This is a genomic window from Rhodococcus sp. BH5 (assembly GCF_027583855.1).
Classification (GTDB): domain Bacteria; phylum Actinomycetota; class Actinomycetes; order Mycobacteriales; family Mycobacteriaceae; genus Rhodococcus_F; species Rhodococcus_F qingshengii.
The window spans coordinates 1,213,608-1,233,121 of sequence record NZ_JAJHVW010000001.1; the positions used below are offsets into that span (position 1 = coordinate 1,213,608).

Below are 19,514 nucleotides of genomic sequence, written 5' to 3' on the forward strand. Positions count from 1 at the left end.
AATCCGCCCACCCACAGTCACACCAGAGCGGCCAAGGCGCGCACCCGATCTTCGGGTGCGCGCTTCGGGCAACTGGTGCATTTGCCTTCACCGGGTACCTCGTAGATCAGGCAGCACGACGCCCGCTGCGTGAATCTGCGTCGCCCGAATGCCACCGGCGTCAATGGATTACTTACGCGCACAGCAGATTCTCTGCGATCCACGTCCACGAAACGCGGGACCGGAATGCCCGGGTTCTCACCGCGGAGAACTTCGATCAGACCGGCCGCAAATGCACTTCCGCGCTCCCGCGCATTACCGGCGGCATCGAGGCTGCGATTGGCGATGGAGTCCGTCGTGATCGCCCACAGCGCCTGCTGCCGAACGCCGGAGACCTCGGCGAGTACCTCGATCACGGGATTGAGCGAGCGGAACATCGCGTGGCCCAACTCCGCCACACTCCGCGAGATCGGAATGACCGATCCGGCAGCAAAACCGCCCAGATAGCCGTTGTCACGCAAGAAGATCCGCCCACCGTCCAACGATGGATCGGCCGCGAACCCGGTGACCATCCCGGTTCCGATCGGAATGCCGGTCAGCGTCGAGCTGGCCGAGTACCACCACAACGTGCCGTTCACTCGACTGTCCGCACTCCCCCATCGCTCTGCCGTATCGGCGACACGTGCTGCCAACCACTGGGGGTCGGTCATCAACACCGCGGGCACCGTATCCGGATACGCGCTCAGGTTGTCGAAGAACGGCACAGCTACTGCCATACGGGCGTAGATCCCGGCCACCGATTCCGTCATGCCAGCCCCAATATCTCCATCCGCGGACGTACTCCGCGTTCGACTCGCGCCCTGATGCCGAAAACCTCGGCCAACAACGGCTCGTCCAACACCTCGACCGTAGACCCACACGCGCGGAGTTCACCTTCGGTGAGCACGGCAAGGTTGTCGCAGTACTCGACTGCCAACCGTAGATCGTGCATCGTGACCACAACTGCGAGCCCCGCCGACGCAAGTTCGGTAAGCAGTTCCATCACGATCAACTGGTGACGAAGATCGAGATGATTGGTCGGCTCGTCCAACAACAGAACCTTGGGCTCCTGAGCCAATGCGCGAGCTATCGAGACACGTTGCCGCTCACCACCCGACAGGGTCGATACGTCTCGTCCGGCAAGCTCGACCAAACCGACCTGCTCGATGCACCGGTCCACGATGGTGGTATCGCGCTCCGTGCTTAGGTCCAACCAGCTGCGGTGCGGAGTTCGTCCGAGCGCGATCGATTCACGAACCGAAAGTCCTGCCGAGACAGTGGGTTCTTGAACACTTGCCGAGACAGTTCGGGCGATGTCCTTACGCGAGAGCGTCGTCGAGTCGACTTGATCGATCAGAACTGCGCCACCTGTCGGCGTCAAAGCGTTGTAGCAGCAGCGCAGCGCCGTCGTCTTGCCACTGCCGTTCGGCCCGACCAAGCCCAATATTTCACCGGACTTGACTGCGAAAGTGATGCCGCGCAACACTTCGCGATTTCCGAGCCGCGCCCGGGTCTCGACGAGTTCGAGCAGGGGCGCAGTTTCGGAGTCTTTCGGGAGTGTCACTGTTCTGGCCTGTGTCACTGTTCGAGCCTCCGATACTGCCGGTAGAGCATCCAGACGAAGATCGGTGCACCCACGAGGGCCGTGATCACTCCGACCGGAACTTCAGTGGATTGTGCCACCGAGCGCGCAGCGGTATCCGCGGCAACCATCGCGACGGCGCCCAGCAGGGCTGCAACAGGGAGCAGTCGAATTGCTCTGGTGCCGACGATGAAGCCGGCCAGATGCGGGATCAGCAGACCGATGAAACCGATTCCACCGGCAACGCTGACTGCTGCGCCCGCCAGTACGGAGACCGCGAGCAAGGACAAGACACGGAACCGTCGGACGTTCATACCGAGTGCAGCGGCCCCGTCGTCACCGGTCTGCAAAACGTCCATCCATCGCGAACTGAACAGAAGGGCTGTGCCGACGACGGCCAGTGTGATCGTCGGGAAGATCAGCGTCGACCATCGTGCATCACCGAATCCGCCGGCAATCCAGTGCATCACCGACGTCACGTGCCGATCATCGGCCAATACCAGGATGCAAAAGGTGATGAGCGCCGAGAATATCTGGGCGAGCGCGACACCCACCAAAATGATCGCGGTCGGCTGCGGATACCGGCCGCCGATCAGCAGTGCGAGAAACAACGGGATCATCGCCCCGGCGAATGCTGCGACCGGAATCGTGAAAACCCCGAGGAGGCCGGCGCCGAAACCCAGCACCGACACGAGCACCACCATGAATCCCGCGCCCGACGAGACTCCGAGCAGATACGGATCGGCAAGCGGATTACGGGTGACAGCTTGAGCAACTGCACCTGCCATGGCCAACGAAGCACCCACTACCGCGGCAGTGAGTGCACGTGGCAGGCGGGAGTCGATCACGATCGACTCCCGCGCCGCGGTCCACCACGTCTCGAAAGTCCCTGGCGCCAAACGGGCTCCGACTATCGCCCAGACGTCACCGACGGGAATGCGAACCGATCCCAAGGAGACGGCCAACCCCAGGACGATCGCCAAGGCGACCGCCAAGCCGACAAGCAGGGCGCCGTACCCGTAACGCGTGCGGGTCACTTCGCCGCGTCAGCGCCTGGATGGAAGGCTGTTGCGATGGTCTGTGCCGAACGCACCAACCGTGAACTCTCGAACAGGTCAGCGAGAGGAACCACGACGAACCGGTTCTGCTGCACAGCAGGGGTGGTCGCCATCAACGGCTGGGCACGGAGGAAGTCGATCTTCTGCTCGGCGGTCTTGTCGCCGTAGTCGATGACCACGATCGCCTGGGGTGCACGCTCGGCAACAGCTTCCCACGATGCGTCGATGTAGGGCTTTGTCCCTTCGGCGAAGATGTTCGAGACGCCGGAGTATTCCGCGACCAATTGACCGACGCCGACTCCGCCGATGGTCGTCGGAACCTGGTCACCGCTGTCGTAGAAGAAGGTCGGTACCGGCGCCGCGTCTCCGACCGAAGCGCGGACGGAATCGAGACCATCGCTGATCTCCTCTGCGACCTCGCGGGCGGAATCTTCGACGCCCAGGACTCGACCGAGTTGCGTGTAGTCGTTCTCGAGCAATCCGATGTCGGGGAAACCGGTGCCACAGTATTCCGAGAAGAGGAAGGTGTTGATTCCGCGCTCGCCGAAAGCGTCTCGGGGACGGCCTTGCTTCTCGTTGAAGGCACTGGTCATTCCTCCGACCACGAAGTCCGGATCGACGTCGAGAACCTGCTCCATGCTGGGGAACGTATCGGAAAGGCTGGGAATCTTGTTGAATACATCGGCGGTCTCGGCAGTTGGCGGGTTGTCGCTGTACGCCCGCCCGACAATCCGATCACCCGCGCCGATCTCGATGAGGGCTTCGGTGACGTGTCCGTTCAAAGACACGATGCGCTGCGGCGGCGAATCGAAGGTCATCTCGCGATCGCAGTTGGTCACGGACACCGGCTGTGCGAAGGATTCCGCAGCAGACGCCGACTCTGATTCCTGACCTTTGGAACAACCTGCCGAAACCAAGGCGACCGCGATGAGAACAGCGGCGGCGCGGGACGGGGAGAACTGAAGTGACACGGGGACCTCGTAAGGGCTCTGAGCCACGAATGAGAATCCGACAGACAACTCCGCCCGCACGCTGATCCTCGGCCAGAGCTCCTGCTGGACTTCCTTTTCGTAGACCACGACGAATGGATGTCGCACACCGCGCGGCGGGTAATCGGGCTTGCCGACACTCGGTGACTACCGAGAATCGACCTACCGTTGCGGGTCAGCGCCGGATTCGGACCGGCTTCCCCCACACGCGTGGCTTGCAAGTGCTTCGAGCAGTATGCATGACGTTTCCGATTCAAGACCAAACGCCCACTACAGTCGATCTGGCCAGACGCCCCCACACACCGGAGTTGATACATGACACGCTGGGCCCAAACCGTCGTCGCCCGGAAATGGTGGGTACTGAGCCTCGCGGTTCTGATAGTTCTCATCAGTGGGGTGTGGGGACTCGGAGTGTTCGGCAAGCTCAGCCAGGGCGGCTTCATCGATCCGGGCAGCGACTCCGCGAAGGTCGCCGACATCATCGAAGACAATCTCGGACCGCAGACCCCGGACATCATCGCGATCTACTCGCCCACGGACGGCAAGACTCTGGACGACATCGGGCCGGCAGTGACAGCCGCCGTCGACCAGTTCAAAACCGAAGTGCCGACCGCTTCGGTGAAATCGTATTGGGGAACAGACGCCGCAGCGAAGGCCAGCCTGCTCTCGAACGACGGATCCATGGCGGCCGTTGCGATCACGTTGGCACCGGACTCGGGCGTCACGCCCGCCACTTTCGCCGATCTCCTGCCGAAGCTCGAAGTCGAAGGTGCCGAGGCACAATTCGCGGGTAACACCGTCGTCGGCGTCGCATTCAACACCAAGCTCGAGAAGGACCTGGTGGTCGCCGAAGCCATCGCCATTCCGATCACTCTGGTGCTGTTGGTCTTCATCTTCGGCGGCATCGTCGCTGCTGCCGTGCCCGTGTTCGTGGGTGTACTCAGTGTCCTGAGTGCTTTGGCGGTTCTGCGAATCCTCACGCTGATCACCGATGTGTCCTCGTTCTCGATCAACGTCGCTTCTCTTCTCGGGTTGGGACTGGCCATCGACTACGGACTGTTCGTGGTCGGTCGGTTCCGTGAAGAACTGAATTCGGGCTCGAACCCGGGAGCGGCTGCTCAGCGGACAGTTCTGACGGCGGGTCGCACCGTCATGTTCTCGGGTCTACTGCTGATCTGTGCGTTCAGCGGCATGCTCGTATTCCCCCAGGCCGTCATCCGGTCTCTGGGCTTCGGCGCGATCGCTGCGGTATTGAGCGCGGCCGTCCTGTCGCTGACCGCTGTGCCTGCGCTGCTTGCCATTCTGGGGCATCGCATCAACGCCCTGACGTGGCGCAAGGATGCGGCGCAACGCGGCGAGGAACGCTCGCGCAAGTTCTGGGGCCGCGTCGTCACGTGGGTGATGAAGCGTCCGGTCGCAGTCTCGGTGACGATCGTGGCTGTGCTGCTCGTGATGGCCTCGCCGCTGCTCGGCGCCCGGCTGGGAGAACTCTCGTACACCGCACTACCGGACAACGACCCCGCTCGCGTCGCAATGGACACGTTGGTCAACGACTTCCCGCAAACCGGAAACGGCGCAACGATGATCCTTCAGGCCGAGGACGGGAACACTCTCACCCCGGCCGAAGGTGCAGCGATCGCCGAGTCCGCCGGTCGAGTCGAGGGCATCGGTCAGGCGACCGTCGTCGCGAGCACCAATCAACTCGTCGCGGTTCAGGCTCTCTACAGCGAGGGCTCTACACCCCAATCACAGAGCGCCGCAGTGACAGATCTGCGTGCAATCTCCGCTCCCGACGGAACGGTGCTGCTTGTCGGCGGCGGTCAAGCCATGGTCGACGACGGCAACAACGCCGTCCTGCACTGGCTACCGGTGATGATCCTCATCATGGTCGGATCCACCCTGATCCTGTTGTTCCTCGCGTTCGGTTCGGTGGTGCTGCCGATCAAGGCGGTGCTGATGGCAGCCCTGAGCCTCGCGACCACCTTCGGTGTCCTCACCTTCGTCTTCCAGGACGGACACGGCGTCGAACTCCTCGGGGTCAGTCAAACTCCGCTGGAGGCTACGTTTGTCGTGCTCATCCTGGCGGTGGTCTTCGGATTGTCCACGGACTACGAGGTTTTCCTGATGTCACGGATGGTCGAGGCCAAGAACGCGGGAGCGACGACAGAGGAAGCGGTCAAGTTCGGAACCGAGCGCACCGGCCGCATCGTGACGGCTGCCGCCTTACTCCTGATAGTGGTGACGGGGGCCTTCGCAATGTCAGGGCTGTCAGTGATGAAGTTCCTGGGCGTCGGCATGATCGTCGCGCTGATCGTCGACGCGACCATCATCCGCATGTTGCTCGTGCCCTCGCTCGTGAAGTTGATGGGCGAAGCGAACTGGTGGGCTCCTGTGTGGATGAAAAAGGTTCACGCGAAGGTCGGCATCGGCCACTGATCGCGACTGGATCATGTCGCTGAAGAGTGCCTGGGATCCTGCGGAGAGCCGTGTTTGACTAGGGGTCGTGGATGACTTACCTGAGAGTGTTGTGGTCGGCTCAGCAGTGTTTTCGCGTGTCGACTCGGACGATTCGTTGGCGTGCTGGACATCGATCATCGATGTCCAGGGGGTCGGTGACTCCAGGCCGGTGAGTCTGGTTATCGAGCCGGCCACCGTGCCGGAGTCTGCGGTGTGTGAGCTCGCTGCGACCGTGATGGCCCGGTTCGGTGAGTTTGCCGAAGTCGCCGCCGATTACCTGCGTCAACAGCTGCGTGGGCCACAGTTCGGCCTTCGCCACTCCGAACTCGTAGGATTGGACGCCACGGAGTCACTGTTCGGCGAACCTGAGGCGGTGATCTGGGCTGACGGAACCTGGCTGCTGCGGTTCGCTGAGTCAAGGCTCGAGATGGCCGATCCTTTCGGGATCGGTGTTCTGTTCGAAGGAACGACCCCGTATGCGGTCGAGGACTTGTCGGGCGCTGAACCGGCCTAGGGTTTGCCGGCCTGTCCACGCCATCGCCTCGACGATGGTGCGCCGGTCTACTTCCGGACGGCACGTGGCCTTCACACCCTCGGAACAACGGCCGCCCACATCTCATCCGAAATCACGTCATGCGACGCAAGGACGAGGGCGCACCCCCACGCGCCCGAAACTCTTCAGCAACAGACCTAGTGGATTTCCCTGATCGGGCAGTCGTCCTCGAGGATGACTGCCCGATCGTCTAAATCGCTCCGCAGGGCGATGTTCTCCGAAGCTGATTTCGTCAGACTTGGAGCATGACAATTTTCGAATGGATCCTTGCAATCCCCGCTCTTGCGCTTGCCGTCGCGTTCTTGTTCTCCGGAATCATCTCCGCGGGCATCGACTTCGACGCCGAGGACGGTGTCATGACGCACTGATGTTCGTTTCCCTCTAGCCGCTGATCTTACTTTGGAGTAAGTTACCGACTATGGCCACTTACATCGTCACTGGCGGTACCGGATTCCTCGGACGAGCTGCACTGCCACTCCTGCTCGAGCGTGATCAAACTGCTCAGATCCATGTGCTGGTCAGAGCCGGTTCTGTCGCCAAACTCGAAGAACAGGTGTCGGCAATTCCCGGCGGCGATCGCGTGCATCCGCTCATTGGAGATCTGACCGAGCCTGGGCTGGGCATCGATTCTCCCCCACCTGCCGACCACGTCCTTCACCTCGGCGCGATCTACGACATCACCGCCGGAGACGAGCAGGCTTCGACGAATGTCGAGGGCACACGCTCCGTGGTCGAACTTGCTGCGAAACTGGGAGCCACCCTTCATCACGTGTCATCGGTCGCAGTCGCAGGCGACTATCCGGGCACGTTCAGCGAGACCGATTTCGATTGCGGCCAAGGCTTTCCGACGCCCTACCACCGAACCAAGTTCGAGGCCGAGAAGCTCGTTCGAGAACGAGAAGGCCTCACCTGGCGTGTTTATCGACCGTCTGCCGTGGTCGGCAACTCCGTCACCGGGGAGATGGACAAGATCGACGGTCCGTACTACTTGTTTCCAGGACTGGCGCTACTCGCGAAACTACCTGCAGCACTCCCCGTCCCGATCCCCAACCTCGGCGCAACCAATGTGGTGCCCGTCGATTACGTAGCCGCCGCCCTCGTCGAATTGATGCACGCGCCCGGCCACGACGGCGAAGCATTCCATCTCGTGAATCCGAAACCTCAACCGGTACGCGAAATCTATGCCGGACTCGCCAAGGCCGCCGGAGCGCCCCGGCCCGCACTCAGCCTGCCGGGCGTGATCGCCAAACCCTTTGTCTCGCCATTGCCGATGGATTCGGCAGAATCGGCGCGGAAGGTCTTCCTCGATCGCATCGGCATGCCTGCAGCATTACTCGACAACATGACGATGGCGCCGACCTTCACCTCCGCGAGAACCGTTGCCGCCCTGGCCGGATCAGGACTGGCGGTCCCCGAGTTCGGGTCGTACTCCACTGTGTTGTGGAAGTACTGGCGCGCAAACCTCGATCCCAATCGCGCACGACGTAACAGTCCCGAAGGACCACTCGTCGGTCGGATCGTTCTGATCACCGGAGGCTCTTCCGGAATCGGCAAGGCATCGGCCATTGCCGCCGCTCAGAAGGGCGCCACCGTTCTCCTGATCGCACGCCGCACCGACGAACTCGATGCCGCAGTACAGGAGATTCGATCAGCCGGAGGCAAGGCGTTCGGTTACCCCTGCGACATCACCGACGACGAGTCGGTCCAGCACACGATCAAAAGCATTCTGACAGAACACGATCACGTAGACATGTTGGTAAACAACGCCGGCCGATCCATCCGGCGCGGCATTTACCACTCCACTGATCGTTTCCACGACTACGAACGAACGATGGCCGTGAACTACTTCGGCGCTGTGCGATTGGTGCTCGCCTTGTTACCGACCATGCGTTCTCGCCGCTTCGGCCACATCGTGAACATCAGCAGCGCGGGAGTCCAGGCGGCAACGCCTAGATTCTCGGCCTACGTGGCGAGCAAGGCCGCCCTCGACGGTTTCTCGGACGTAGCCGCCTCTGAAACCCTGGCGGACGGAATCACTTTCACGACCATCCACATGCCGCTGGTCGAAACACCGATGATCGCTCCGACCGGCGAATACAACAACGGCCCGATCACCAGCCCGGAAAAGGCTGCGGCAATGGTGATCCGCGCGCTGATCGACCGCCCCAAACGCATCGACGTACCACTGGGAACCCTGGGTGATCTGGGAACCCTGTTCGCACCGCACACCAAGGACCGAATTCTCAACCAGATGTACCAGGCCTTCCCCGATTCTCCGGCGGCAAAGGGTCAGGTAGACAAGGAAACTCCGGCAGACGCTCCGGCAACACCGGCGCGACAGCACCACTCGCGCTCGCGCATCCGCAAACTCGGCCGTCGGGCCGCCCGACTCGTGCCCGGTACGCACTGGTGACCGGTGGTGTGACTTCGTCTCAGAGCGTTTCGGCAAGAGGAACGGATCTGTAGGTTCAGTCGGCGAATCCTCACCGGGTCACGCTGACAAAAGCAATCAACCGCCAGTTGCACAGGGTTCCGTATCGGTGCCTGACCCCGGGACCACCAGACCAGACTCGTAGGCGATGACGACAGCGTGCGTCCGATTCTGAGCACCGAGCTTTGCCAGCACGTTCCCGACATGCGTTTTCACTGTCTCCAGGCTCACAACCAGAACCTGAGCAATATCCGAGTTGCACAGCCCGGTGGCCATCAACCGCAATACCTCTTCCTCCTTTGCTGTCAGCGCTGCATTCGGGAACGCCTCAGCGGAGACCAACGGGCGGGGCGTAACCATCCGGCGTAGCGCGGCAGGGAACAGGATCACTTCGCCCGCCGCCACCACACGTACTGCCGCTGCGATCTGCGGGACTGGGAGCCGCTTCAGCACGAAGCCACTCGCGCCCGCACTGAGTGCGGCCGTGACGTGGCCATCGTTTTCGAAAGTGGTGATTACCAAGACTTTCGGCGGTTCGGTGCACTCGGCCTGGAGGTGCCGAGTTGCCTCTATTCCGTTGCGCAGCGGCATCCGCACGTCCATCAGCACCACATCCGGACGAAGTTGCCGCGAAAGCTCCACTGCTTCGATACCGTCGGAAGCCTCGCCGACGACCACAATCCCGGGCTGAGCTGCGAGCAGCATACGCAGGCCGCTGCGGGTAACGTCGTCGTCATCCGCAATCAGCAGGGTGACTGGCATGCTTGCAGGTTTGGCGGCGTCCTCACTCCAATTGGCTTCGGTCATCGTGCCACCCGTACCGGCAACTGAACACTCAATCGCCAGCCCTGGGCTCCGTCCGGTCCAGCCTTGAACTCACCGTTCAAGAGTCGCACGCGCTCGGCCAAACCTGCCAGGCCGCGCCCTGATCTTCGAACTACGTCTGCCTTTCCCCCGGTCACTGCCCCGATGCTGTTGACCACTCTGAGCTCGACGCTCTCCGAGCCGACTGCCACCGTGATTTCGATCGGCCCGCTGTCCCCGTGCCGCAGAGCATTGGTCGTCCCCTCTTGCAGGATCCGGTACGCCGCGCGAGAGAGTGTCCCCTGGATCTGTGAAAGGTCACCCGACAGGTTCACCTCCACAACCGCCCCCGCATGCCGCAACCGATCAATTAACGCAGGCAAGTCCGACAGCGTCCGAGAAGGTACAGCCCCAGGCCTCTCCTCGCGAAGTACACCCAGTACGTAGTCCAGGTCCTCGAGCGCTGCCCGTGTCGACTCCTCGATGCTACGCATGGCGGCCCTCGCTGCGGCAGGATCGGAGGCAAGCACCTCGCCGGCCACCGCCGCCTGGATCGTGGCGGCGGTGAGCGTGTGTCCGATCGAGTCGTGCAACTCGTGAGCGACCCGATTACGTTCGGCCAGTTGCAGTTCACGTTCTTCCGCCAGCGCGAGCCGTTCAGCCGTGGACGGCCCCAACAGTCGTGGCGCCAGCCATCTCAGCAGTGTTGCCACCAGGACACAAATTCCTACCGCAAGCAGGAGGCAGCCGGCCGCCACGACCCAGGTCCATCCACCCGTCACGTCAACCGACGTATCGAACAGACTGATTCGCGCCGTGCCGCCGAGCCAGTTCCCCGGGAGCGAAATCCCCATGATGAAAAGGACGCTGGTCGCGAGCGCCGCCAGCCAACCCACCATGACATGCAGGACAATCCAGAGCGGGGCCCGCCAGCGATCAATGTCCGAGAGGTTAGGAGTACGGTGTCCGAGCGCTGGACTCGGCAGCGACACCTGCAGCAGTCGGCGGGCAGAAACGATGAGCGCGCGTCGCACAGGATGCACCAGGCCGAGTGCTCCTACCAAAGTCACCCATATGAGCAGGACCGAAAGCACCCGGACGAACTCGGGTGCGGATTGCCACGCGAGAGCAGGCAACATCGCAACCACCAGAAGTGGCAGGCTTGCCAACACACCACAAAAGGCGAAAAGTACAGCTGAGTATGTAGAGCCCCGCATCAGCGGTCGTAGTCCGGTGATCATGATTCGACAAGTATGACTGGGCCGCTCGGCGATGGCCTCCCCCGATCGAGGGAGATGGTTTTCCCGCGTCGGAGCGATGCGCGACCAATCCTCCAGCAGACAGGATCGTGTCCAGACCGATCAATCTCTCCAAGGAGTTCTACTGATGCGCCGCCACAGTCGACAGGGCCAGCCTCCCTCACCCCAAAGACAAAGCCGGAAACGGCACCGCGCCCTCTGTTCCGTCGCAATGACTCTCAGCGTGGTCACCCTCGGTGCGTGCTCGTCGTCCGCCGATACCGTCGCTGCGCGTCACGATGCGGTTCAACGCTCCCTCGACGCGCTGGTGAGCGAGGACGGACTACCCGCCGCCCTCGCAAGCATCCAAGACCGAAACGGCAACTCCCACAACTACACCGCAGGAGTCGGTGATCTGACCACCGGATCAGAGGTACCCCCCAACGGCCAGATACGAATCGGCAGCAACACCAAAACCTTCACCGCAGTAGTGGTCCTGCAACTGGTCGCCGAAGGAAAGATCGAACTCGACACCCCCATCGAGACCTACCTACCCGGACTCGTCCGCGGAGACGGGATCGACGGCCACAACATCACCATCCGCCAACTCCTCCAACACACCAGCGGACTCCCCAACTACAGCAACTACCTGGAAGACGAAGTCCGATATTACGACCCACGCGAACTTCTCGACATCGCGCTCGAACATCCTGCCGACTTCGCCCCCGGAACGAGTTGGAAGTACAGCAACACCAACTACGTCCTCGCCGGCCTACTCGTACAGAAGATCACTGAAAAACCCCTCGCCGAGGAGATGAACCGGCGAATCTTCGCGCCGATCGATCTGCAGCACACATACTTTCCTGAACCATACGACGAGAAGATCTCGGAACTTCACCCCCGCGGCTACTACCGGGAGTCATCGGACGCGCCTCCCGTCGACATCACAGAGATAGACCCCTCGTGGGGATGGGCCGCAGGGCAATTGATCTCCACCACCTCGGACCTCAACCAGTTTCTCCACGCACTCCTCGACGGACGACTGCTCCCCGCAGCCCAACTCGACCAGATGCGCACTACCGTCCCCGCGGAGGAAACCTTCGGACCCGATGCCCGCTACGGACTTGGATTGGTCAGCCGCCCGCTACCGTGTGGCGGCCTGTCCTGGAGCCACGGCGGCAGTTTCCCTGGATACGAGACACGCGGGGGCGCTACCGACGACGGACGCGAAGCGAACATCGCGGTCAGCATGCAAGTAGTCGACGACGCCACCCGGAGAAAACTCGAACACGCGGTGGATATCGCCCTTTGTCGCTGAGGCCTCCTGTCAATCACCAAAGGCCGCCTACTCCGAAATAGCTCGTCAAACCGACAGTATCGGCCGCGAGACGCCGGACTCCGAGGTGCAGCCAGCTACACCCCGTACGCTCCGGCACGCACCACCGAGAGACTGCACTTCGCACCATGGAGGACGCGTACGCACGTCAATACTGTTCTCTGCATGTGGAACTCACCACGAGATTCGACGAACAGGAGACCACAACCAATGACCACCCTTCGACGTCGCCCCCTGCTCACCGTGCTTCCGGCAGTCACCGCTGCAGCCCTCATATTGGGCGTGAGCGGATGTGGTGACACCACTGACTCCACTGATTCCACTCGGCAAACCGACGCTGCCGTGCAACAGGCGCTCGACGGCGTCATCGAGCAGGGGATCCCCGGCGCACAACTCGTGATCTCCGACCCGTCGCGGGGCACTCGCATCATTCGTGCAGGAATGGGAAACACCGCCACCGGCGAGCCTATCCCCGATGATGCGCGGGTCCGAATCGGCAGCAACACAAAGGCCTTCGTCTCGACCGTCGTCATGCAACTCGTCGACGACGGACTGCTCGACCTCGATATGAGCATCGAGCACTACCTGCCCGGAACGGTCGTAGGCAACGGGAACGACGGCAACCGAGTCACCATTCGAGATCTCTTGCAGCACACCAGTGGACTGACGGACTACCTCGCCGCCGGCGGAGCACGGCCGGAAGACATCAAGCCCGGCCAGCTGCTGGTGGGGACAAGCGCACAACCACCCGAGCACTTCTCCCCCACTGAACTGGTCGATATCGCGATGTCTCTTCCACCCGGCCCGGCAGCCAAAGACAAGGCTGTCTATTCGAACACGAACTACATTCTGCTCGGGATGCTCATCGAGAAGGTCACAGGACGCCCTGCTGCGCAGGAGATCACCACCCGCATAATCGATCCGCTCGGACTGATGGACACCTATTTTCCCGCCTCCCGCGAGACACAGATCCGCGGTTCTCATGCACAGGGCTATCACCCGATTGACGGCATTCAGGTCGATGTCACCGATGGCGACGTGTCGTGGGCCGACACCGCAGGTGCGATGGTCGCAACGGGCGCCGACCTCAACACTTTCTTCACGGCTTTGCTACGCGGCGATCTCGTCTCGAATGACAGGCTCGCCGAGATGAAACACACCGTGCCGTTCGACAGGAGCCCGCAGGACAGCTACGGACTCGGACTAGTCCGCGTGAACAGCTCCTGCGGGAAGGAGATCTGGGGTCACGGCGGCGGAATTCCCGGCTTCGGCACCTCGGGCGGAGTCGATACCACAGGACGCGCTGTGACTCTCACCCTCAATCACATCCCGATGAGCGAGGACGCCTTCGTAGCAGCACAGCGAGTTGTCGACGCAGCGATGTGCGAGAAGTGAAGGAAACATGTTCGTGCACGACTTCGCACGCAACATCGAACAACAATTCTTCCCGAGCGAACGATGTCCCGAACCTACCAATCCTCAGGAGTTCTACTGATGCGTAACAATATTCGAAAGGGCTTCCCTTCCTCAGATCGCCGGCAGGACCGCAAACGGCACCGGACCTTTTCGGTCGTTGCCGCGGCGGCCCTCGGTGCCATGACGCTGGCGTCCTGCTCGCCGTCATCCGCCCTCAGTCCCGATACCGTCGGTTCTTCCTCCACCGAGTCCGACGCGGTTCAACGCTCCCTCGACGCGCTGGTGAGCGAGGACGGACTACCCGCCGCCCTCGCAAGCATCCAAGACCGAAACGGCAACTCCCACAACTACACCGCAGGAGTCGGTGACCTGACCACCGGATCAGAGGTACCCCCCAACGGCCAGATACGAATCGGCAGCAACACCAAAACCTTCACCGCAGTGGTGGTCCTGCAACTGGTCGCCGAAGGAAAGATCGAACTCGACACCCCCATCGAGACCCACCTACCCGGACTCGTCCGCGGAGACGGGATCGACGGCCACAACATCACCATCCGCCAACTCCTCCAACACACCAGCGGACTCCCCGATTACGGAATACACGTCAATGACGAAGAGATCAGATACCGCTACGCCGACCCCCACGATTTGCTCGACGTCGCGTTCCAACACCCCGCCGACGCACCGCCCGGAACGAGTTGGGGGTACAGCAACACCAACTACATTCTGGCCGGCCTACTCGTACAGAAGGTTACCGGCCGCCCCCTCGCCGAGGAGATGAATCGACGTATCTTCGCGCCGATCGGCCTGCGCGACACCTACTTCCCATCCCCGGGAGACATGACCATCCGGGGTCCCCATCCCAAGGGATACCACCGCACCGCACCAGACAGCCCACTGAGTGACGTCACAGAGATGGACCCGTCGTGGGGATGGGCCGCAGGGCAGCTGATCTCCACCACCTCGGACCTCAACCAGTTCCTCTACGCGCTACTCGACGGACGACTGCTCCCCGCAGCCGAACTCGACCAGATGCGTACCACCGTCCACGTCGGCGGGCCCACCGGACTCGAGTACGGCCTCGGCCTCACCAGCAGGACTCTCTCGTGCGGCGGGGTCTACTGGGGCCATGGCGGCGACATAGTCGGTTACGAGACCCGCGGCGGCATCACCGACAACGGGCGCGCCGTAAACCTTGCGGTGACTGCTCTTCCCACGACTGCGTCCGCCACGCAACACGTCGTAGACACCGTGGACAGAGCTTTGTGCAGTTAAAGCTCTGGTGACAGCGTCACCCGGAATCTCACCCGAGTGACGCTGTACCGCCCGACGAAACATTCGGTCGGTTATTGGCCGAACGGACCAATGCGGCCAACGTGTCCGCTGCCACACTTCATCAGTCCATGCGGCACAACGCAATTCAGGAGACATGATGAAGTCGGAACGCGCCACAGTTGAGGAACCCTCGCATAGCGGCGGCAAGTCGATACAAAACATATTGGACAACAGGTCAATTCGTCGAACAACGACTATGACTGTTGGGCTGCTCAGTACGATCTGGATGATCGACATGATAGATCGCGTGATGATCGGGCTTGCACTGCCGATGATCGGAGACGAATTCTCCCTCAGTAATACGCAATTGGGCGGAGTCGTGTCGATCTTCGCCATCTTTTACATGCTCGGGCAGGTCCCCGGCGGCATGCTGGCCGACCGATTCGGACCCCGGCCACTATTGATCGTTGCGTTGATCCTGTGGTCGGTGTTCACCGCACTGACAGGATTCGCCTGGGGACTCGTCTCGCTGATGGTCATGCGTGCGATGTTCGGGCTCAGCCAGGGCCTCTTCCCAGCAGCGTCGTTCAAAGCTCTGGCTGAGCGAACCCGTCCGAAAACTCGCGCCACGGCCATGGGCTTCATGATCGGTGCAAACAACCTGGGCCCCGGCATCGCACCATTGATCATCGCCCCAGTTCTCATGGCCGTCGGTTGGCGGGACGCATTTTGGCTGGTGGCCATAGTCGGCGCCGTGATCGGCACAGTCGTCTGGTTGGTGCTCCCGGCGCCGTTGGACACAGAGATCACGGAAGATCCGGAGGCCGCACTGCAACCGCTCGCCAGTGAACACTCACGCGCCGCGGTATTCAAGTCCGTTTCGGTCTGGAAGTTCGCACTTCTGTTCTGCCTGGCCAACATGGCCGGATATGGGCTGTTGACCTGGGTGCCGAGCTACCTCCTCAACGAAAAGGGGCTCTCGCTGATCGATACGGGAATCTTCGCGGCGATCCCGTTCATCGTCACGGCATTGGCCATCGTCGTCGGTGGACGTCTGGTGGACAAGTACTTTCACGACAGCGCGCGCATTCTGCTCGTTCCGTGCATGGCCACCTCCGCCATTCTGCTGTTCTTGATGACTACCACCGATACCGTCGCGATGTTCACGTTCTATCAAACCCTCGCGATGGGCGTCAGCGGACTGTGCTCGATGTCGATCTTCGCCCTCCCGTTGCGGGCATTGCCTGCCGAATTCCTCGGTTCCGGAATGGGTTTGATCAACGGTTGTGGACAGCTCGCCGGTTTCATCACCCCCCTCGTGATGGGATGGATGGTGGACCAGTTCTCGTACATGGCCGCGTTCGGAGTCCTGGTCGGCGCGACGGCTGCGGCGGCTTTGGTGGCCATGATCGTTCCGCAAACCCCGGCGAAATTCTGAGGGCTCTCACGTGGTCCGGCGAAGTGGCCGCTGAAGGGTCGTTCCCGGCAGTGGCCGCTTCGCCGATCCGGAGCTGACCCCGGTGCCAGCTCGTCACCTCACTGCATCGAACCCGTTGCGCGAGCGCCGAAGTGCGCGCCCTGCAAGCATCCCCGTCGGCACCCCGTCCGACAGTGCCGGTTGCCCATTGACCACAACGTGCCGCATTCCGGTCGCATACACTCTTGGGTTGTCGTATGTCGCGAGATCCTCTACCTGCGAGGGGTCAAAGATCGCCAGATCGGCGTATCCCCCTGGCGCAATGTAGCCCCGCTTCGCCAAACCGAAGTTTTCAGCAGGAAGGCTGGTCATTCGGCGAACGCATTCCTCGACTGATTGCCCGCCAATGCCGCGGGTGTAGCGGCTCAGAATACGGGCGAAAGTTCCGAATGAACGGGGGTGGACGGGTTGCCCCGCGAAAAGGGTCTCCGTGCTTTGAGCATCGGCATCGGAACCAACCGAAACCCAGGGACGCTCGAAGGCAGTTCGCGTGTTGTCCTCCGACGCAATGAAATAGGCAGCCTCGGCTGTGGGGAGAGCGTCGAGAACAGCCAGTATGGTGTCCACCGGGTCGTGATGCCCCATCCTCCGAGCAATAGATCCCAGAGCTTCCCCCGCTCGGATCCCGAGTGCCGGTACCTCGGACAAGATCGTCACCCCATCGGCGCCTCCGGACGCAGCGTAGAGATTCTCCCAGTCCTCGTCCTCACGATGGATCCTCTCGCGGATCTGCTCTCGGACACCGGTCGAGTTCAGGTGCGTGCGCCCGGCCGTGGTGTCACGACACCGAAACTCCGGTGGCAACGCGGCACTGAGCAGCGTGTTCCCCGCCTCGTACGGATATACGTCCGCGGTGATTCGCACACCGTCCTCGCGAGCCGACTCAACGAATTGCAAGGCCTCGGACATTTTGTGCCAGTGCGACTTACCAGCAACCTTGAGGTGGTAGATCTCCCCGCGCGCTCCTGTCGTTCGAGCGATATCGACCAGTTCCTCGATGCTTTCGAGAAACCTCTGCCCTTCGCTTCGGAGATGGCAGATATGGACGGCATCGTGTCTGGCGAGCACCTGCGAAAATGCTCGCAACTCGCCGGAATCCGCATAGCTTCCGGGTGGATAGATCAGAGCCGAACCCACTCCGAGAGCTCCATTTTCAAGCTCCTCGTCGAGCAGGGCACACGCTTCGGCCAGCTCTTGTTCACTCAACAGGCGATTGTCCACACCCGCAACCACCATGCGCAGATTCGCCGCGCCGACGAAGCTCGCCACGTTGAAACCGACGCCGTTCGTCTCCAAGGATTCGAGAAAATCATGCAACCTCGGCCAATGTGATTGCACCCCAGTTGGAATCGCGCCCAATCCGAGCATCGCCGGAGTCATCGAACCCGTGACCGGTCCGAGAGACACGCCTTCACCGAAGACCTGGGTTGTGACCCCCTGATACAAGTCCGACAATCCTCGTGGGTCTTGCTGCAGCGTGAGGTAACTATGGCTGAGCACATTCACAAAACCGGGAGCCACCATGCAACCGCGAGCATCGATGTCGATCGCCCCCGGCACAGCACCGATCGTTCCGACTTCCACGATCGTGTCACCGGAGATCGCAACATCCGCTTTCCTGGGCGGGCTCCCTCTACCATCGAGCACAGTCCCGTCCCGAACGACGATTGTCGGCAGCATCACGTCTCCTCCACGGTGGCCTTGCTGTCGCGAGATGCGACCCTGTTCACTTTGCTGAATCGTGGAAGCGAAATCTTGTTCCAGACACACATACGCGATGCAAAATTGGTGCCGCCCTACCAAACTGGCCCATGGTTCCGATCATGCCATCGGTCAGCCGACGATCCTGCGGATCTCATTCTCGGAGGCATTGGCGCCCGTGCAGACAACAGCAACGCGCTTGCCAGCGAAGGTGTTCGGATGCGCATAGACCGCAGCAAGTGCGGCCGCACCGGCGCCTTCGCTCAAAGTGTGAGCGTCGAAGAGCAACGCCCGCTGCGCGAGGGTGATGTCGTCGTCCGTGACGAGCAGGAATCCCCCGAGGCGTTCACGCAAGACACGTTGAGTGAGTGCGAACCCGGCACCGGTCGCAAGCCCTTCGACACGGGTGGTGTTCGGGCGCTCGACGCACGTGCCGGAACTCCACGAGTCATGTGCGGCTCGTGCGGCCTCAGACTGCACTGCGAACACCTCGAGGTGCGGTGCAAGCGCACTGGCGACGAGACACGCCGCCGCCGCACCGCTGCCGCCACCGACTGGGACCACCACCGCGTCCAGATCAGGTTGTTGTTCGAGGAGTTCGACGTAGGCCGTTGCAACACCGGCGAGGATTGCCGGCTCATTGGCGGCGCTCACGAGACGCAGGCCGTCACGTTCGCTGATGAAATCGGCATGAGCACGTGCCTCGTCGAAGTTCACACCGTGCTCGATGAGCTCGGCTCCGAGCATGCGGACAGCGTGAGCCTTGACTGGATTCGCCCCAACCGGCATGACGATCACACACCGCACGCCCGCACCCGCCGCGGCATACGCCAAGGATTGAGCATGGTTTCCGGTCGAGTAGCCGACAATCCCCCGCGCCCGCGTCGCCTCATCCAGTCCTGCCACCAGGTTCAGTCCGCCGCGAACCTTGAACGCACCCGTGGGGTGCACGTTCTCGTGTTTGACGAACAATTGGCTGCACGAGCCCGCACCCAAGGTCGGGTGCGATATCAGGGGCGTGACCGGTAGATGCCGACGGACGACCTGACTGGCACGCTCGATGTCTGCCCATACGGGTGGATGTAGCTGGTTTGATGCCGTGAGATCAGATGCCGGTGCCATGTGATTCACCCTGCCAAACACCGATTCATAGATCCAATACGTGTTTTCGTCCAAAGC

Annotated in this window: 16 protein-coding genes and 1 riboswitch; of the genes, 8 read left to right on the forward strand and 8 right to left on the reverse strand. The window is 61.8% G+C overall.

Annotated features, from left to right (window positions below):
* Positions 1-17 precede the first annotated feature (17 nt).
* The 4 genes from RhoBH5_RS05590 to RhoBH5_RS05605 are packed head-to-tail and all read right to left on the reverse strand — an operon-like array spanning position 18 to position 3,629.
* Entirely contained in the window at positions 18-788 is a 771-nt protein-coding gene (locus RhoBH5_RS05590) for a (2Fe-2S)-binding protein (RefSeq protein WP_003940787.1), read from the reverse strand.
* Positions 785-1,600 (reverse strand): ABC transporter ATP-binding protein, encoded by an 816-nt coding sequence (locus RhoBH5_RS05595; protein ID WP_442972448.1) that lies wholly within the window; start codon positions 1,598-1,600, stop codon positions 785-787. Before RhoBH5_RS05595 ends, RhoBH5_RS05590 begins: the two co-directional genes overlap by 4 nt.
* Positions 1,597-2,637: a FecCD family ABC transporter permease gene (locus RhoBH5_RS05600; protein WP_042449686.1), complete on the reverse strand. Its 1,041-nt coding sequence runs from the start codon at positions 2,635-2,637 to the stop codon at positions 1,597-1,599. Before RhoBH5_RS05600 ends, RhoBH5_RS05595 begins: the two co-directional genes overlap by 4 nt.
* Positions 2,634-3,629 (reverse strand): ABC transporter substrate-binding protein, encoded by a 996-nt coding sequence (locus RhoBH5_RS05605; protein ID WP_270008070.1) that lies wholly within the window; start codon positions 3,627-3,629, stop codon positions 2,634-2,636. The genes RhoBH5_RS05600 and RhoBH5_RS05605 overlap by 4 nt, the downstream gene beginning before the upstream one ends.
* Positions 3,630-3,745: 116 nt before the next feature.
* Positions 3,746-3,891: riboswitch (cobalamin riboswitch) on the reverse strand.
* 71 nt (positions 3,892-3,962) lie between these two features.
* On the opposite strand from RhoBH5_RS05605, the gene RhoBH5_RS05610 reads away from it, so the two are divergent.
* The 4 genes from RhoBH5_RS05610 to RhoBH5_RS05625 all read left to right on the forward strand — a co-directional run bounded on the left by RhoBH5_RS05610 (position 3,963) and on the right by RhoBH5_RS05625 (position 9,070).
* Entirely contained in the window at positions 3,963-6,083 is a 2,121-nt protein-coding gene (locus RhoBH5_RS05610) for an MMPL family transporter (protein WP_209920835.1), read from the forward strand.
* 67 nt (positions 6,084-6,150) lie between these two features.
* Positions 6,151-6,618, forward strand: coding sequence for a hypothetical protein (locus RhoBH5_RS05615; protein ID WP_244993286.1), 468 nt, complete (start codon positions 6,151-6,153; stop codon positions 6,616-6,618).
* A gap of 284 nt (positions 6,619-6,902) precedes the next feature.
* Entirely contained in the window at positions 6,903-7,025 is a 123-nt protein-coding gene (locus tag RhoBH5_RS05620) for a hypothetical protein (RefSeq protein ID WP_003940840.1), read from the forward strand.
* 50 nt (positions 7,026-7,075) lie between these two features.
* Positions 7,076-9,070: an SDR family oxidoreductase gene (locus RhoBH5_RS05625; RefSeq protein ID WP_064689606.1), complete on the forward strand. Its 1,995-nt coding sequence runs from the start codon at positions 7,076-7,078 to the stop codon at positions 9,068-9,070.
* A gap of 96 nt (positions 9,071-9,166) precedes the next feature.
* Here RhoBH5_RS05625 and RhoBH5_RS05630 read toward each other — a convergent pair whose 3' ends face one another.
* Both RhoBH5_RS05630 and RhoBH5_RS05635 read right to left on the reverse strand, forming a co-directional pair.
* Positions 9,167-9,895, reverse strand: coding sequence for a response regulator transcription factor (locus RhoBH5_RS05630; protein WP_047271818.1), 729 nt, complete (start codon positions 9,893-9,895; stop codon positions 9,167-9,169).
* Positions 9,892-11,064 (reverse strand): sensor histidine kinase, encoded by a 1,173-nt coding sequence (locus RhoBH5_RS05635; RefSeq protein WP_244993285.1) that lies wholly within the window; start codon positions 11,062-11,064, stop codon positions 9,892-9,894. The genes RhoBH5_RS05630 and RhoBH5_RS05635 overlap by 4 nt, the downstream gene beginning before the upstream one ends.
* 298 nt (positions 11,065-11,362) lie before the next feature.
* On the opposite strand from RhoBH5_RS05635, the gene RhoBH5_RS05640 reads away from it, so the two are divergent.
* The 4 genes from RhoBH5_RS05640 to RhoBH5_RS05655 all read left to right on the forward strand — a co-directional run bounded on the left by RhoBH5_RS05640 (position 11,363) and on the right by RhoBH5_RS05655 (position 16,595).
* Positions 11,363-12,448, forward strand: a complete 1,086-nt coding sequence (locus RhoBH5_RS05640) for a serine hydrolase domain-containing protein (RefSeq protein ID WP_228232550.1) — start codon at positions 11,363-11,365, stop codon at positions 12,446-12,448.
* Between the two features lie 228 nt (positions 12,449-12,676).
* On the forward strand, positions 12,677-13,861 hold the full coding sequence (locus RhoBH5_RS05645; RefSeq protein WP_270008019.1) for a serine hydrolase domain-containing protein: 1,185 nt from the start codon (positions 12,677-12,679) through the stop codon (positions 13,859-13,861).
* A 99-nt stretch (positions 13,862-13,960) separates the two neighbouring features.
* The gene (locus RhoBH5_RS05650) at positions 13,961-15,157 is read left to right on the forward strand and encodes a serine hydrolase domain-containing protein (protein WP_270008020.1); all 1,197 of its coding nucleotides are present in this window, start codon (positions 13,961-13,963) and stop codon (positions 15,155-15,157) included.
* A gap of 286 nt (positions 15,158-15,443) precedes the next feature.
* A complete protein-coding gene (locus RhoBH5_RS05655; protein WP_223304655.1) occupies positions 15,444-16,595 on the forward strand; it encodes an MFS transporter in 1,152 nt (383 codons plus the stop codon).
* Positions 16,596-16,688: 93 nt separating this feature from the next.
* Here RhoBH5_RS05655 and RhoBH5_RS05660 read toward each other — a convergent pair whose 3' ends face one another.
* Positions 16,689-18,314 carry an N-acyl-D-amino-acid deacylase family protein gene (locus RhoBH5_RS05660; protein WP_270008021.1) on the reverse strand — a complete coding sequence of 542 codons (1,626 nt, stop codon included), beginning with the start codon at positions 18,312-18,314 and terminating at the stop codon, positions 16,689-16,691.
* Positions 18,315-18,467: 153 nt separating this feature from the next.
* Positions 18,468-19,457 carry a threonine ammonia-lyase gene (locus RhoBH5_RS05665; protein WP_270008022.1) on the reverse strand — a complete coding sequence of 330 codons (990 nt, stop codon included), beginning with the start codon at positions 19,455-19,457 and terminating at the stop codon, positions 18,468-18,470.
* Between the last annotated feature and the right edge of the window lie 57 nt (positions 19,458-19,514).

Excerpts from the sequence above, each read along its gene's own strand:
- RhoBH5_RS05640 (WP_228232550.1), top strand. The coding sequence starts at position 11,363 with ATGACTCTCAGCGTGGTCACCCTCGGTGCGTGCTCGTCGTCCGCCGAT.
- RhoBH5_RS05625 (WP_064689606.1), top strand. The coding sequence starts at position 7,076 with ATGGCCACTTACATCGTCACTGGCGGTACCGGATTCCTCGGACGAGCT.
- RhoBH5_RS05650 (WP_270008020.1), top strand. The coding sequence starts at position 13,961 with ATGCGTAACAATATTCGAAAGGGCTTCCCTTCCTCAGATCGCCGGCAG.
- RhoBH5_RS05620 (WP_003940840.1), top strand. The coding sequence starts at position 6,903 with ATGACAATTTTCGAATGGATCCTTGCAATCCCCGCTCTTGCGCTTGCC.
- RhoBH5_RS05630 (WP_047271818.1), bottom strand. The coding sequence starts at position 9,895 with ATGACCGAAGCCAATTGGAGTGAGGACGCCGCCAAACCTGCAAGCATG.
- RhoBH5_RS05655 (WP_223304655.1), top strand. The coding sequence starts at position 15,444 with ATGATCGACATGATAGATCGCGTGATGATCGGGCTTGCACTGCCGATG.
- RhoBH5_RS05610 (WP_209920835.1), top strand. The coding sequence starts at position 3,963 with ATGACACGCTGGGCCCAAACCGTCGTCGCCCGGAAATGGTGGGTACTG.
- RhoBH5_RS05645 (WP_270008019.1), top strand. The coding sequence starts at position 12,677 with ATGACCACCCTTCGACGTCGCCCCCTGCTCACCGTGCTTCCGGCAGTC.
- RhoBH5_RS05660 (WP_270008021.1), bottom strand. The coding sequence starts at position 18,314 with ATGCTGCCGACAATCGTCGTTCGGGACGGGACTGTGCTCGATGGTAGA.
- RhoBH5_RS05590 (WP_003940787.1), bottom strand. The coding sequence starts at position 788 with ATGACGGAATCGGTGGCCGGGATCTACGCCCGTATGGCAGTAGCTGTG.
- RhoBH5_RS05665 (WP_270008022.1), bottom strand. The coding sequence starts at position 19,457 with ATGGCACCGGCATCTGATCTCACGGCATCAAACCAGCTACATCCACCC.